Origin of the sequence: Psychrobacter sp. 1Y1, from assembly GCF_051847395.2 — a bacterium.
Lineage (GTDB): Bacteria > Pseudomonadota > Gammaproteobacteria > Pseudomonadales > Moraxellaceae > Psychrobacter.
The window spans coordinates 30,571-45,886 of sequence record NZ_JBPYDF020000001.1 but is presented as its reverse complement, the minus strand read 5'-3'; the positions used below and the strand labels follow the sequence as shown (position 1 = coordinate 45,886).

Here is a 15,316-nt window from a genome sequence, read left to right as displayed (position 1 = left end):
CAATGGATCCAGTATTAGGTGGTTACACAGTTATCGCAGTAGCACTACTTATCGGTCTTGGCGCACTTGGCACAGGTATTGGTTTTGCTATTCTAGGTGGAAAATTCTTAGAAGGCGTTGCGCGTCAACCAGAGCTTGGCTCACAATTGCAAACTCGTATGTTCATCGTAGCAGGTCTTCTTGATGCTATTCCGATGATCGGTGTTGGTATTGCTATGCTATTGTTGTTCGCTAACCCTCTAGCAGGTTAATCCGAAAGCTCAGTTGTAAATGTTTGGTATTCGGAGACTTTCTATCAAATATAGTCAAGATTTGACTACCAAACATGATCAATGAAACTGATTTTTCATTAACAAAGAGGTGATCACGTGAATATCAATTTTACCCTCGTCGGTCAAGCCATTGCTTTTGCAATATTTGTGATTTTTTGCATGAAATTCGTGTGGCCACCACTTATCGGTGCCATCAATGAGCGTCAGCGTAAAATTGCTGAAGGTCTGAATGCCGCAGAAAAAGCAAAAGCAGATTTGGCGACCGCGGAGCAAAATGTCCAGCAGGAACTTGATCTTGCAAAGACCAAGGCTGCCGCTCTAATCGAGCAAGCGAACAAGAGTGCCAATCAGCTCGTCGAAGATGCAAAATCGCAAGCCCAAGCGGAAGGCGAGCGCATTCGTCAACAAGCGCAAGCATCTATCGATCAAGAAATCAATCAAGCGCGTGAATCATTACGTGCCCAAGTTGCTGAACTGGCTGTACTTGGTGCAGAGAAGATTTTGCAAGACAAAGTCGATGTGCAAAAACATGCCAGTATGTTAGACCAACTGGCGGCGAAGCTGTAATTGTGAGGATATAATGGCTGACTTATCAACCTTAGCACGACCGTACGCTAAAGCCGCGTTTGACTATGCCAACGAAAACGGCGCAGTCAACGAGTGGGAAAACTTCTTACTTGTTGCTAGCACTGTTGTCAATGACAAGTCGTTCAGTACTTGGCTAGACAATCCAGCTGTTTCTGCTGAGCATAAGTCAGCTGCTTTGGTCGATCTTTATGATACGCAAGTAGCTAGCGCTAATGATTCTGCTTTTAAGCAGTTATTAAGCGAAGCTCAAGGGACTAGCCTTGACAGTAACGTAAGCTATCCAAAAGTATCAGTAGCACTTAGTAACTTCGTTAAACAGTTATCAGAACAAGAGCGTCTGGCGCTGCTTCCTGAAGTTTATGAGCATTATCGCCGTCACAAGGCAATAAGCTTAAAGCAGCTTGACGCATATGTGACCTCTGCCTACCCATTGACTGATGAACAGCGTCAAATGCTGCAAACGCGTCTTGCTACATCACTAAATGCAAGCATAGTCATTCATGAATCAGTGGACCCAAGTTTATTGGCAGGCGCTACAATCAAAGTCGGTGACAAAATCATTGATGATTCGATGCGCGGCAAGTTACAACAGTTAAAAACACAGCTAACTGCCTAATGCCATTTATCGACGCAGTCATATAGTGTCTGCGTGACAGTAAGAGCATTTGAGTCAGTGGGCGGGTTATCATAAATTAAAGGAAACAAGGCAATGCAACAATTGAATCCAGCGGAAATCAGTAACCTGATTAAGCAGCGTATTCAAGACCTTGATGCGGGTGCAACTGCAAAGAATGAAGGCACGATTGTCAAAGTATCTGACGGTATCGTGCAGATTCATGGTCTTGAAGATGCCATGTACGGCGAAATGATTGAGTTTGAAGGTGAAGTCTACGGAATGGCGCTTAACTTAGAGCGTGATTCTGTTGGTGCAGTAGTACTAGGTGACTTCCTAAAATTACAAGAAGGTCAAAAAGCCTATTGTACTGGTCGCATTCTTGAAGTACCCGTAGGTCCTGAGCTGCTAGGCCGTGTTGTTGACGCTTTGGGTAATCCTATTGATGGCAAAGGTCCTATCGATGCCAAGATGACTGACAAAGTTGAAAAGATCGCCCCTGGTGTTATCGATCGTCAGTCAGTAGATCAGCCAGTGATGACCGGTTATAAAGCCGTTGATACTATGATCCCAATCGGTCGTGGTCAGCGTGAGCTTATCATTGGTGACCGTCAGACTGGTAAAACAGCAATGGCTATCGATGCGATCATCGCACAGAAAGCTTCAGGCATTAAGTGTGTATACGTGGCTATCGGTCAGAAACGTTCGACCATCGCTAACGTGGTACGTAAGCTTGAGCAAACTGGCGCACTAGAATACACCACTGTTGTGGTAGCTTCAGCATCAGAACCTGCAGCACTACAGTATATCGCGCCTTACTCAGGTTGTACGATGGGCGAATACTTCCGTGACCGCGGTGAAGATGCACTGATTGTATTTGATGATTTATCAAAGCAAGCCGTTGCTTATCGTCAGATTTCACTATTGCTACGTCGTCCGCCAGGTCGTGAAGCCTATCCTGGTGATGTATTCTATTTACACTCACGTTTACTTGAGCGTGCATCACGCGTAAACGCGGATTACGTAGAAAAGTTCACTAACGGTGAAGTGAAAGGTAAAACTGGTTCTTTAACCGCACTACCAATCATCGAAACACAAGCTGGTGACGTATCTGCATTCGTACCAACCAACGTCATTTCGATCACTGATGGTCAGATCTTCCTAGAGTCTAGCTTATTCGCCTCAGGTATCCGTCCAGCAGTCAACGCTGGTATCTCGGTATCGCGTGTTGGTGGTTCTGCTCAGACTAAGATCATCAAAAAGCTCTCTGGTGGTATTCGTACCGCACTGGCTCAGTATCGTGAATTGGCAGCATTCGCTCAGTTTGCCTCAGATCTTGATGACGCCACTCGCGAACAGCTTGATCATGGTGAGCGTGTTACTGAATTGATGAAGCAAAAGCAATATCAGCCAATGTCAATCTCTGAGCAAGCGGCGGTTATCTATGCATCAAACGAAGGTTTCTTAGCTGACGTACCTGTCGAAAAGATTGGTTCTTTCGAAGAAGCGTACTTGCGCTATATGCATGATGAACAAAGTGAATTGATGCGTGAGATTGATGACACTGCGAACTACAATGATGATATCGCAGGTCGTTTAAAGTCAGCGTTAGAGACCTTTAAACAAAATCACAGTTATTAATTTAACGGGTTAAGCCGAAGTGGTTATGACTGTCGTTTGAAAAGTGGCGCGTTGTCTGACTAGATATTGGCGCCACTGTCTTAACCATGATCGGTATTAGATCGCGTAATGCCACAAGATATAAAATGTTATTCTATAAAAGTGATGTTGTATATCAAACGATTGTTGCATGCGCCAATGCTTTTTAACCCTCTTATATTGGAATCATTATGGCAAGCTTAAAAGAGATACGTGCCAAAGTCACCAGTATTAAAAGCACCCAGAAAATCACTCGTGCCATGCAAATGGTAGCAGCGAGCAAGATGCGCCGTGCTCAAGAGCGCATGGAAGTGGGTCGCCCGTATGCTGATAGTATGCGCCGGGTTATTTCGCATTTGGTGCATGCCTCATCAGACTATAAACATCCGTATATGGTATCGCGTCCAGTCAATAAGGTTGGCTATATTGTCATCACCTCTGACCGTGGCCTAGCGGGTGGTTTGAATATTAACTTATTCAAAGCTTTAACTAAAAGTATCCAAGATTATCAAGATCAGTCAGTACAAGCTGAGTTTGCAGTCATCGGTGCCAAAGGTGTCAGCTTCTTCAAAAACTTTGGTGGTAATGTTACATCGGCTGTGACCGATTATGGTGACAAACCAACGTTTGAGCAATTAAATGCACCGGTTCAAGCCATGCTTGAGGACTATAGTAACGGTAAACTTGACCGTATTTATGTCGTCTACAACCGATTCGTCAATGCGATGACTCAGAAGCCAACGGTTAATCAGTTGGTACCTCTACCAGAGCAGTCATTTGGTGATGAAGACAGTGGTCTACAGACAGAACTTAGCTGGGATTATATCTACGAGCCTGACATCAAGACATTGATTGATGAATTGCTTGGTCGCTATATCGAGTCGATTGTTTATCAAGCGGTAATGGAAAACATTGCCTCTGAGCAGTCTTCACGTATGGTCGCGATGAAAGCGGCAACAGATAATGCTGGTGACCTTATTAACGATTTACAGTTGGTTTATAACAAGCTGCGTCAAGCGGCGATTACCCGAGAAATCTCGGAAATCGTTGGCGGTGCTGCTGCTGTTTCATAATTGACTACACCTATATATAGAAGTTCAAGGAGAACGCAATGAGTAGCGGTCGTATTGTACAGATTATTGGCGCGGTTCTTGACGTTGAGTTCAACCGTAATGAAGTTCCTCAAATTTTTGATGCCTTGCAAGTAGATGGTACCGAAACCACCCTAGAAGTACAGCAACAACTAGGTGATGGTATCGTACGTACTATTGCAATGGGTTCAACCGAAGGTTTAAAGCGTAACCTACCTGTTACTAATACTGGCGCACCTATCTCTGTGCCTGTAGGTACTGGTACGCTAGGTCGCATCATGGATGTTCTTGGTCGTCCTATCGATGAAGAAGGTCCTGTTGTTGCTGACGAAAAATGGTCTATCCACCGCGAAGCGCCAAGCTACGCGGATCAGTCAAACAGCACTGAGCTACTAGAGACTGGTATCAAAGTTATCGATCTACTTTGCCCGTTCGCTAAAGGTGGTAAAGTTGGTCTGTTTGGCGGTGCTGGTGTTGGTAAAACCGTTAACATGATGGAGCTGATCAACAACATCGCTCTAAAACATGAAGGTTTGTCAGTATTTGCTGGTGTTGGTGAGCGTACTCGTGAAGGTAACGATTTCTATCACGAAATGCAAGAAGCTGGCGTTGTAAACACTGAAGACTTCAGTAAGTCTAAAGTAGCAATGGTGTATGGCCAGATGAATGAGCCACCGGGTAACCGTTTACGTGTTGCGTTGTCTGGTTTGACCATGGCTGAATACTTCCGTGATACCAAAGATCCTGTTACTGGCAAAGGTCGTGACGTCCTATTGTTTGTTGATAACATCTACCGTTATACACTAGCGGGTACAGAAGTATCAGCACTACTTGGTCGTATGCCATCAGCGGTTGGTTATCAGCCAACACTAGCTGAAGAGATGGGTTTACTACAAGAACGTATTACGTCAACCCAGTCAGGCTCTATCACTTCAGTTCAGGCGGTATACGTACCTGCGGATGATTTGACCGATCCATCACCTGCTACAACGTTTGCTCACTTGGATGCAACAGTTGTACTAAGCCGTGATATCGCATCACAAGGTATCTATCCTGCGGTTGATCCATTGGATTCAACATCACGTCAGCTAGACCCACAAGTAATCGGTGAAGATCATTACAATGTTGCTCGTGGTGTTCAGGAAGTTCTACAGCGTTATAAAGAGCTGAAAGACATCATCGCTATCTTGGGTATGGATGAGTTATCAGAAGAAGATAAACTGGTTGTTTATCGTGCTCGTAAGATTCAGCGCTTCTTGTCTCAGCCATTCCACGTAGCTGAAGTCTTCACTGGTGCACCTGGTAAATACGTACCACTACGCGATACCATTGCTAGCTTTAAAGCAATCATCGCTGGTGAATATGATGACCTACCAGAGCAGGCGTTCTACATGGCTGGTAGCATCGATGAAGTAGTCGCTAAAGCTGAAAAAATGAAGTCTAAGTCAGCGTAAGTTGTATAAGCATAAGCTAACGAGTAGATATAATATAAACCTTGTATCTACTCTTCAGTAACGCATCGCAGTTTTACTGTTTTTTGATCGCGCTTTGATGGTAAGGAATTAAGTATGGCAACGTTACAATGTCGCGTCGTAAGTGCTCGTGAAGAGTTGTATTCAGGCGAAATTAGCATGTTAATAGCTACTGGTACCGAAGGCGAGATTGGTGTATTGCCAGGTCACACACCGCTTATTACTTTGCTAAAGCCAGGTGCAATGCGAGTGCAAACACCAAACGGTGAAGAAGAAGTAATTTACGTCTCAGGTGGCGTACTAGAAGTACAGCCTAAGATGGTTACGGTATTGGCTGATACAGCTATGCGTGCACACAATCTTGACGAAAGCAAAATCGTCGAAGCACGTAAAAAGGCTGAGCAAATGCTAGTTAACCAGTCTGATACGCTACAAACCAATGCGGCTTTGGCCTCACTTGCAGAGTCAGTAGGACAATTACAGACTATTCGTAAGTACAAAAACCGCGCGTAATTTATTACTGATAGCTCTAGCTAATCATTTAGAGTTATCGCTAAAAGTAATAATAAAAAGACAGTCCATTATATGGGCTGTTTTTTTATGTCTATTCATTATGAAATTAACGGTTTTGGGGTAAATACGCATGGTTATGACTTGTCTATTATTTGTGGCAGTTCAATCTATTCTCAGGAAAAATCTTTTATTATCAATGAATCATCCTCCATTAGAATTTTCTTAAAAAGACACTGGCGACAACGGTAATATATGGTTATATTAGACATAACGTATTATAAGCAACGAGCAGTAACTGTACGCGATAACGTTGGCTCGATGGTTTGGGTAATTAGCAAACGATAGATAATACAAATTGCGATGTACTAACGAAGTAATTGGCGTAATTTCTGGACGCAAACTAAAGTTTTGATAGGGGTAGTTTATAGGTTTTGTTACCGACTATAAGCTATAGTACAGGAAGCTGATAATTTAATAGTATACTGTGCTACCAAGTTTGTAACAGCTATACGAACATCAATTGTGCCACTATACGGTGCTATTAATTTTACCGCTCTTACTTTTACTGCTTTTAAATTAGATGTATTAGAGGATATAACAATGACAACGAATGAAGAAGACAACACCCCCCGAATCTTGATTGTTGAAGATGATGAGCGTCTGGCCATGTTGACTCAAGATTACTTGGTCAAAAATGGTTTAGAAGTGGCAATTGAAACTGATGGTAATCGTGCTATTCGCCGTATCGTCAATGAGCAACCAGATATGGTTGTACTTGATGTCATGCTACCTGGTAGCGATGGTTTGACCGTATGCCGTGAAGTGCGTCCGCATTATCAAAATCCAATTTTGATGTTGACTGCACGTACTGAAGACATGGATCAGGTATTGGGTCTTGAGATGGGTGCTGATGACTATGTTGCCAAGCCTGCTCAGCCACGTGTATTGCTTGCCCGTATTCGTGCGCTACTGCGCCGCTCAGAAAATGCACCATCAGAAGATGTGCCACAACGTCTGGAGTTTGGCGAGTTAGTAATTGATAACGGCGGTCGTTCAGTTAACCTAGGTGATGAGTTGGTTGATTTCACCAGTGCTGAATATGATCTACTATGGTTACTTGCTTCTAATGCAGGTCGCATCTTGTCACGTGAAGATATCTTTGAGCGTCTACGCGGTATTGAGTATGATGGTCAAGATCGTTCAATTGACGTACGTATCTCACGTATTCGTCCAAAAATCGGTGATGATCCAGAAAATCCAAAGCGTATTAAGACCGTACGTAGTAAAGGCTATCTATTCGTAAAAGAAGGCAACTAATATTGTTGCTTCTATAGGTTGATTAATTATTAATCACTATTCGAAAAAACCAGCAACGATGCTGGTTTTTTTGTGGCTAAATTCTAATTTTTAAACTTAAATGCAGTGTTATGTGGTTTAATTAACTCATTATTATAGACGCTAACTAAATATATGTCATACATATAAGTCTTTGGATGATTGCTGCATATGGATTAAAATGCGGTCATTAAAAGTCAAAGTTAAAGTCTATCCCTATTCGATCATGCTCGATATCATTAAACACATAGCACTATCTATATGTTTGATGATATTGGCAATCTCTATTTATTAAGTTGGTCACGGCACGTATGTCATTAGTCTCTTCTTTAAAACACAGTATTTTTGTTCGTATCTATGCTGGGCTACTTATAGTCTGCTTGTGTGTGGCATTGTTTGCGCAGTTATTGATGGATACCATTAATAAGGAGCGTGTGCAGTCTTATCGTGAAAATATGGCAATGGGGGCGTTCCATTTGGTGAGTGAAGGAATCTCTCACCAAAATAGCGAAGAAGAGCGTGAATATTGGTTATCAGATGCGAGTAGTTTGTTTGGTACTACTTTTAAAGTCTTGCCTATTGACGAAGTAGATTTTAGCGCCAGTGAGTTACGCCGTTTTAAAAATGATAATACCGTTGTACGTTATTTCAACCAGCCTGTATATGCAGATGTTTATTATCGTTTGCCGGACAACAAGAGTGTTTTAACAGCGAGAATCTCACAGGTTACTGAGCAGCAAGTACGGGCAATCGCGGTATTTCTGTTAGATGATTTGTCTTATCACATGACACTATCGGACAAGCGCGCACGTTTGGCTGAATTGGAGAAAAAGTTTTCTTTTCCTTTAGCGTTTAAAGCAGTTAATACGCTTGAGTTAGATTCAGATCAGATGGCTCGTCTGCGTCGTGATGAAGTCGTCATATCACTGCAAGATACTAACAGTAGTACGAGTAACTCTGCTATTAGGGTAATAGTACCCTCTGAAATTAATGATATGGCAATTTTAATTGGGCCTATACCGTTATTTAACTGGTTCCCGCTTAACTTAATTATTAGTATGATTCTTATCAGTATGTTCCTAATTAGCTTAGGTGTATATGCACTCATCTTCCCGCTTGAGCGTAAGCTGCAATTGATTCAGGTAGGTGTGAATGAGGTCAGCCAAGGTAACCTTGATATTCAAGTACAGGTGATTGGTCAAGATGAAATAGCGCGTCTATCAGCGACTTTTAATGCCATGACCTCGCATATTAAGCGTTTGATTGAATCACAGCGCGAGCTTACCCGAGCGGTTTCACATGAGCTTCGTACTCCAGTGGCTCGTATTCGATTTGCCGTAGATATGCTTGCTGATACGGATGACGAAGACTCACGTTTTATGCAGCGTGACTATATTGATGAAGATATTGAATCGCTTAATGGTTTGATTGATGAGATCTTGACCTATGCTAAGCTTGAGGAAGGGTCACCAAAGTTAGATTTAGAACCAGTAAACTTAAGAGAGCTGTTAGAGCAGATCGAGCGCGAAACCAATGCGCTAGGTAAACCTATCAAAATAGTGACCAGTTTGCCAAATGCAAAAGTAACGGCAGTGGCAGATAGACGCTACTTACACCGTGTGATTCAAAACCTTGCAGGTAATGCGTTACGCTATGCAGAAACAACCATTATCATTAGTGCTGGTGTCAAAAAAGGTAATGCCTTCGTCAGTGTCGAAGATGATGGACATGGTATTCCTGAAGCAGATCGCGAAAAAGTATTTATTCCATTCTCACGCTTAGATGACAGCCGTACACGCGCGTCAGGTGGCTATGGCCTAGGCTTGTCTATTGTATCGCGCATTGCATTTTGGTTTAATGGTAGTATGAAGGTAGATGAGAGTCGTGAGTTAGGCGGCGCAAGGTTCGTGATGACGTGGCCTATTAAACCATTGACGCAGATTCTTGCTGCTGATGAATTAACGCAAGAGAAAAGCGAGCGCGACTTCGATACTAAGTTGTCAGATTAGGTCAAGTTATAGGGCTAAGCTATCAGAGCAAGCTATCAGACTAAATTATCAGGCTAGGCCATAATTATTAGTCATTTTGCTAAAGATAATCAGCGTCATCTTAATGGTATAACAGGATACAGCTTTATAGCTGGGTGACGCGCTCGTCGCTATTTTTAAGACAGTTGGACAATGTCATAGGAGGGCATAGGATGCCATATTTATTTGGTGGCTTGGTAGTGTTGAATGCGATTACGCTAGGCTATTATCTATTCTTAAAACAGCCGTCAACGACCCAAACACTACAAACAGCTCAGGCTGAAATTACCCAGCTCCTAGCTTTCACTAACAGTGCTGAGTATATTCCGCCGGCTATTGGTAGCAAAGACTAGCGTTGACCTCTTTGCTTATTCAGATTAAAGTCTTATCGCTATTTTGAGTTTGGCGCTATACTGTCTACTTCAGATGCCTCTTCTACGTCAGCCGCCAATGTAGTATCTCCAGCGACTTTGGAGAGTAGAGGAATACGTACGCATACTTGTAGCCCACCTTCAGGGTGGTTGATGGCTTCAACAGTACCATGATGTAATCGTGCAATACGATCAACAATTGCAAGACCTAGTCCGCTACCTTGAGTAGTCCGTGCCGTCTCTCCACGTTCAAACGGTTGCATAATCCGCTCTAATTGATCATCAGCGACGCCATTACCGCAATCTCGTACACAAATCACTAACTGTTCTTGAGCTTCTTTGTTCACTACATTTTCGCTGACCACATCCGTATCTTCGTCTTCGATAGTTTCGATAAATGTCGGTATAACCGTAGCCGATAAATAAATAGGTGGCTTTCCATAACGATTGGCATTGTTGACCAAGTTGATAATCAGACGCTTGATGGATAATGGACGTACGGGAACGACCTTGTCGCATTCTGACTCATATACAAACTTCATGGGCGCAAACTGCACCATGATTTCGTTAAATATAGTGTCTAGATTGGTCAAACTGACTGGCTCATCAGAACCATCTTTCATAAATGAGATGAACTGCTCCAAAATAGCATCCATATCCTCAATATCGTAGATTAGCCCTTCACGAAAGAAGTCATCTGGTAGCATCTCTGCGGTCAAACGCATACGTGTCAACGGCGTCCGCAAATCATGTGAGATGCCCGCGAGCATAATAGTTCGCTCTTTTTGCGCTTGATTCAATGTCGTAAACAGTCGGTTAAACGCCATGTTAACTTGACGTATCTCTGTGGGGCCTTTCTGAGTGGGCAGTGTGGTTGCATGACCAAGCCTAATATAGTTAGTAGCTGCACGTTGTAGGTAGCGTAGCGGGCGATTCAACTGACGCGCTAACAGAATAATCGTGAGTAACGATAGGATAGGCAGTCCAATCAAAAACAGCACCAATAACGTTGGGCTATATTGTGAATAGTAAACCACAGGCTCACGTATCCAAAAACTGCTATCACGGCTATCTTGTACCCATAGCTGGGGTGTTGGCTTAAATTTAAAATAAACTTCTACAGGGCGGCCGAGCTGTGCACCGATTTCACGTTGTAATACATCCGTAAAAAAGCTCACGAATGGCTTGTCAGCGACTTCTGGAAAGTCGCTCGGATTGTTTACCACGACGACATGAGAGTGCTGGTAAATCCATTGACGTACTTCGGGACGACCTTGCCAGTCTTTATTGACGCTATTGATCAGCTGTAATTCACTCGTTAAATAACGCGCATGGTTTTTTAACTCTGGCAGATACAGACTGCGCCAAAAGAACAAAATCGATAAGCTCACACTGATAAGCACGATAAAGGCAACCATCAAGGTCGTTAGCCAAGTGTTGGAATAAGAGCGTGGCAGCCAACCTTTACGACGCGGCTTTGGGTTCGGAGAGATCATATGTGTCCAACAGAGTAAAAGAAAAGTTAGTGTGATATAGCCTGTAGTTCTCTAAACATAGTCGTCTTAAGGCGAGTATGTGCGTTAATTTATGGCGGTATATCATAGAATAGCATAATCAATAAATAGTACTGATACAGTATGCAATCGACGAGCGAGCTAGATAGTTATTGGAATAGGTATAAAGTTAAACTTAAGGGTGAGACCATCTAATAACTGTAAAACCTTTAGAAATAACCATAGGAGTCTACAGAACTTAAAGAAAAACTTTAAAAATAAGCCATTAGTATCAGTTATATTTTACTTAGGTCGACATTTAAGCTATTGTTAATAAATAATTAAATATGCACAGTTTATGTTTTCAATAAATAAAGACTGTGATATAATTATGCCCTTTTTGGTATACCTGCGAAAGAGAGAATTCACATGGTTGTTATTCGTTTAGCACGGGGCGGTGCCAAGAAACGCCCATTTTATCAAGTAGTTGTTGCTGATCAACGCCGCGCGCGTGACGGTCGCTATATTGAAAACATCGGCTTTTTTAACCCACTCGCTAAAGAGTCTGAAGAAGCAGTACGCCTAAACATGGAAGCGTACAATGCGTGGATCGCAAAAGGTGCACAACCTTCAGATCGCGTTGCTTCATTAGCAAAAGCTTACAACAAGTCTGCAGCTCAAACTGAAGCAACTGCTTAAGTTTTGGTTGTTGCTGAGACGTTCGTAGAAAACTATGACATGACTCAGTAGACTTTAGAATACATAGCGTAACTGGTCAGACCAGGGTGCGCCATTAACTGTTTATCGCTTTTGACGCAATTGTTTTTGCAATTGCTGTTTTAATCATTGTTAGGTTAGCTGCTATGTCATCTGTTCCAAACGCTAGTGCCCTTATGAAAATTGGTCAGCTTAAGAAGCCTTACGGCATTAAAGGCTGGCTTTGGGTATTCAGTGATACGGATGACCGTACAGCAATATTCGACATGAAGCCGTGGTGGATGAAAACTGCCACTGGCATGAAACCTTTAACTGTGAAGGCTTGGCGTGAGCAAGGAACAGGAATTGTGGCTCAATTTGAGCAGATTCCTGATCGTAATGTTGCTGAGACTATGAACGGTGTTACCGTTTGGGTCGAACAAAACGTCCTACCTGAAACAGCTGAAGACGAATATTATTGGTCGGATTTGGTCAGTCTGCGCGTGATGAACGAGCAGGATGAGTATCTAGGTAATATCACTGAAATGTTTGAAACCGGTGCCCATGACATCATGCGTGTAACGGCAAATTCAGACAGTTTAGACAATGAAGAACGCCTGATTCCATGGCATAAGCAGACTGTGATAGAAGTCAATATGACTGAAAAAACAGTGCTTGTGGCATGGCCGAGTGATTATTGATAGCGTTTCTGGCTTTTTAGTCAGACGTTGTTAGTACTTACACCGATTGTTTTAGCCTTAACGCAAGTAGACATCAGATGTATTTTGCCGTAATTAGTATTTTTCCTGAGATGTTTGCCACGATTCGTGAATTTGGAATCACGGGCCGAGCAGTGACTCAAGAGCAAGTTACGATTGAATGCATTAATCCACGTGATTATACCACCGATAATTATCGCCGTATTGATGAGCGCCCTTATGGGGGTGGTCCTGGGATGGTGATGATGGCTGAGCCATTATCGAAAGCCATTGAGGATGCACGATTGCGTGCCAGTCAACATGGTTGCCGTGTCGATAGTGAGCACTGTCCGGTGATTTATATGTCACCGCAAGGACAGACGCTTAGTGAGAGTAGCGTAGTCAATATGACTGATTACGATGGCATGATTTTATTATGCGGTCGTTATGAAGGTATTGACGAGCGTTTACTATCACAATATGTCGATATGGAAGTATCGTTAGGTGATTACGTGTTGACTGGTGGCGAGTTGCCAGCAATGGTGCTGATGGATAGTGTGATACGTCGTCTGCCCGATATCATGGGTGATGACAAGTCAGCGGAGCAAGACTCTTTTGTCGATGGCTTGCTTGACTGTCCACACTATACTAAGCCGCATGAGTTTGCGGGTATGGCAGTTCCTGAGGTATTACTTTCAGGTCATCATGCCAATATCGCTAAGTGGCGTTTTAGTCAGCAAGTCAGTCGTACGCAAACGCGTCGTCCAGACTTATGGCAAGCGTTTACCCCAACGGTAGAGCAAGCGAAGTGGTTGAAAGCATTGGCCAAAGCAGATAAAAAGTAGATTTTTAAAATCTGACTTTATCGTTAGCAAGTTTGATAAACAGTTAAGAAACAGAATTTTGAGCAATAATAAAACGAGTCATCACATAGTGGCCGTTGGTTATAACCCATTTACGTTGTGTCTCACTATAAAGAGATGCGATTAATTATTACAAACAGGTGATATGCGTTAAGCCTCTATTATCTAATGTGAGGAGATAACTCTCATGAGCAACAAGCATCCATTGGTTCAGGTCATCGAAAACGCTCAATTGCTTGAGCGCCCAAACTTTGCACCCGGCGATACCGTTGTGGTACAAGTAAAAGTACGTGAAGGTGAGCGTGAGCGTTTACAGGCTTTTGAAGGCGTTGTAATTGCTAAGCGTAATCGCGGTTTAAACTCAGCGTTTACTGTACGTAAAATCTCAAGCGGCGTTGGCGTTGAGCGTGCATTCCAATTGCATTCACCAATCATCGATAGCATTGAAGTGAAACGTCGCGGTGCTGTTCGCCGTGCGAAACTGTACTACTTACGTGAGCGTTCTGGTAAATCAGCACGTATCCGCGAAAAACTTGCGCCACGTCCAGCTCAGAAAAAGACTGACGCTGGCGTACCTGATGCAGTTGATACTGCACCTGGTATCTAAGCACAAGTTTGCCGTTTTGAATTAGTCCTATAATTTTAGGATTGGCTCAAGACAAGGTAATAGTAGATACAAGCCCTTATTCATAGGTTTATTTATAAATAAGCGGGCCATACCAAAAAAGACGAAACCCCAATCTATGCGAAAGTTAGATTGGGGTTTTTGTATGTATAGCATTAATAATTTGAGTTTTATCAGCTCTGATAGTGCCAGTTATAAGCTAAAGTTTATTGAGCATCAAATGTATCGATGCGGTTGACTTGCTCTTTGGACTTACTGTATTTGCGCAGTCTAATGTATAAAGTCTTGGTAACGGTCGCAATGAGCTTTTGCTGCTCATCAACGATATCGACTTTATACTCACGGAATACCGCTTCGCCTTCTTTTGCTAGCTCTTGAATGGTAATGATTTCAGAGCTAGGTATTTTCATGCGCGCAGTGACTTTGCTATTGCCAGGCGCAACAAAATCAATGTGTGAGCTTTTGTCCCACACTACGTAATTGCTACCCAGTTGGTGCATCAGCATGAGCATATAAAAAGGGTCAACCATCGAATATAAGCTACCACCGAACTGAGTACCGACGATATTTTTGTTCAGAGTATTTAGTCCCATGCTTACCACGCACAAACCCTGATCGAGACTGATATGATCGATTTTGATACCTGCGCCAATGTATGGTGCATAAGTATTAAGGCGCAGCTTTAATAAATGCGGTGTCAGCAATGGCATGATGCTTTGCTTGGCCCGACGTTTCAAGGCCTCAAGGTTGGTAGGTAATACGCTCATAAACTTGTCCTGTTGCCTTTTTTTAATTTTTTGATTGTATCAATAATGCGGTTTTAAACAATGTCACTGAGAAATAAATCGATAAAAAGTATTTATCATAATTAAAAAGTACTCAGCCCGCTAGCTCTAAAGCGTAACCGAAATGACATATTTATGCCCACTTACAAGTAACGATCGTTATTTATTATAACTATCTTTGCTATTCATCTATGTGATAAAAATCTACCTAGATG

At 42.7% G+C, this 15,316-nt stretch carries 16 protein-coding genes; 14 read left to right on the top strand and 2 right to left on the bottom strand.

Annotated features, from left to right (window positions below; all coding sequences use genetic code 11):
- The first annotated feature begins 2 nt into the window (after positions 1-2).
- The 10 genes from atpE to ACS8FA_RS14145 all read left to right on the top strand — a co-directional run bounded on the left by atpE (position 3) and on the right by ACS8FA_RS14145 (position 9,923).
- Complete coding sequence (atpE, locus tag ACS8FA_RS14190) at positions 3-251, top strand: F0F1 ATP synthase subunit C (protein ID WP_010197960.1); 249 nt, start codon at positions 3-5, stop codon at positions 249-251.
- Positions 252-368: 117 nt separating this feature from the next.
- Entirely contained in the window at positions 369-839 is a 471-nt protein-coding gene (locus ACS8FA_RS14185; protein WP_101205956.1) for a F0F1 ATP synthase subunit B, read from the top strand.
- A gap of 13 nt (positions 840-852) precedes the next feature.
- Positions 853-1,476: a F0F1 ATP synthase subunit delta gene (locus ACS8FA_RS14180; RefSeq protein ID WP_439264426.1), complete on the top strand. Its 624-nt coding sequence runs from the start codon at positions 853-855 to the stop codon at positions 1,474-1,476.
- Positions 1,477-1,569: 93 nt separating this feature from the next.
- The gene (gene atpA, locus ACS8FA_RS14175) at positions 1,570-3,114 is read left to right on the top strand and encodes a F0F1 ATP synthase subunit alpha (protein WP_058023505.1); all 1,545 of its coding nucleotides are present in this window, start codon (positions 1,570-1,572) and stop codon (positions 3,112-3,114) included.
- A 209-nt stretch (positions 3,115-3,323) separates the two neighbouring features.
- On the top strand, positions 3,324-4,205 hold the full coding sequence (gene atpG / locus ACS8FA_RS14170) for a F0F1 ATP synthase subunit gamma (protein WP_058023506.1): 882 nt from the start codon (positions 3,324-3,326) through the stop codon (positions 4,203-4,205).
- A gap of 38 nt (positions 4,206-4,243) precedes the next feature.
- On the top strand, positions 4,244-5,677 hold the full coding sequence (atpD, locus tag ACS8FA_RS14165) for a F0F1 ATP synthase subunit beta (protein ID WP_057761998.1): 1,434 nt from the start codon (positions 4,244-4,246) through the stop codon (positions 5,675-5,677).
- 114 nt (positions 5,678-5,791) lie between these two features.
- Positions 5,792-6,208 (top strand): F0F1 ATP synthase subunit epsilon, encoded by a 417-nt coding sequence (locus ACS8FA_RS14160; protein ID WP_057761996.1) that lies wholly within the window; start codon positions 5,792-5,794, stop codon positions 6,206-6,208.
- Between the two features lie 600 nt (positions 6,209-6,808).
- Positions 6,809-7,525: a response regulator gene (locus ACS8FA_RS14155; RefSeq protein ID WP_057761994.1), complete on the top strand. Its 717-nt coding sequence runs from the start codon at positions 6,809-6,811 to the stop codon at positions 7,523-7,525.
- A gap of 329 nt (positions 7,526-7,854) precedes the next feature.
- Complete coding sequence (locus ACS8FA_RS14150) at positions 7,855-9,552, top strand: ATP-binding protein (protein WP_102092095.1); 1,698 nt, start codon at positions 7,855-7,857, stop codon at positions 9,550-9,552.
- Positions 9,553-9,743: 191 nt separating this feature from the next.
- Complete coding sequence (locus ACS8FA_RS14145) at positions 9,744-9,923, top strand: hypothetical protein (RefSeq protein ID WP_439264429.1); 180 nt, start codon at positions 9,744-9,746, stop codon at positions 9,921-9,923.
- Positions 9,924-9,961: 38 nt separating this feature from the next.
- On the opposite strand, the gene ACS8FA_RS14140 is transcribed toward ACS8FA_RS14145, so the two are convergent.
- Positions 9,962-11,437: an ATP-binding protein gene (locus ACS8FA_RS14140; protein WP_439264431.1), complete on the bottom strand. Its 1,476-nt coding sequence runs from the start codon at positions 11,435-11,437 to the stop codon at positions 9,962-9,964.
- Positions 11,438-11,863: 426 nt separating this feature from the next.
- On the opposite strand from ACS8FA_RS14140, the gene rpsP reads away from it, so the two are divergent.
- From rpsP to rplS, 4 genes are all read left to right on the top strand, one after another.
- Entirely contained in the window at positions 11,864-12,133 is a 270-nt protein-coding gene (rpsP, locus tag ACS8FA_RS14135; RefSeq protein ID WP_021812802.1) for a 30S ribosomal protein S16, read from the top strand.
- A 164-nt stretch (positions 12,134-12,297) separates the two neighbouring features.
- Positions 12,298-12,831, top strand: coding sequence for a ribosome maturation factor RimM (gene rimM / locus ACS8FA_RS14130; RefSeq protein WP_101205950.1), 534 nt, complete (start codon positions 12,298-12,300; stop codon positions 12,829-12,831).
- 77 nt (positions 12,832-12,908) lie between these two features.
- Entirely contained in the window at positions 12,909-13,673 is a 765-nt protein-coding gene (gene trmD / locus ACS8FA_RS14125) for a tRNA (guanosine(37)-N1)-methyltransferase TrmD (RefSeq protein ID WP_102092093.1), read from the top strand.
- Positions 13,674-13,878: 205 nt separating this feature from the next.
- Positions 13,879-14,298 (top strand): 50S ribosomal protein L19, encoded by a 420-nt coding sequence (rplS, locus tag ACS8FA_RS14120; RefSeq protein ID WP_101205948.1) that lies wholly within the window; start codon positions 13,879-13,881, stop codon positions 14,296-14,298.
- 224 nt (positions 14,299-14,522) lie between these two features.
- Here the strand turns inward: rplS and ACS8FA_RS14115 are convergent, their stop codons facing one another.
- On the bottom strand, positions 14,523-15,083 hold the full coding sequence (locus ACS8FA_RS14115; protein ID WP_439264435.1) for a DUF4442 domain-containing protein: 561 nt from the start codon (positions 15,081-15,083) through the stop codon (positions 14,523-14,525).
- Positions 15,084-15,316: the final 233 nt, after the last annotated feature.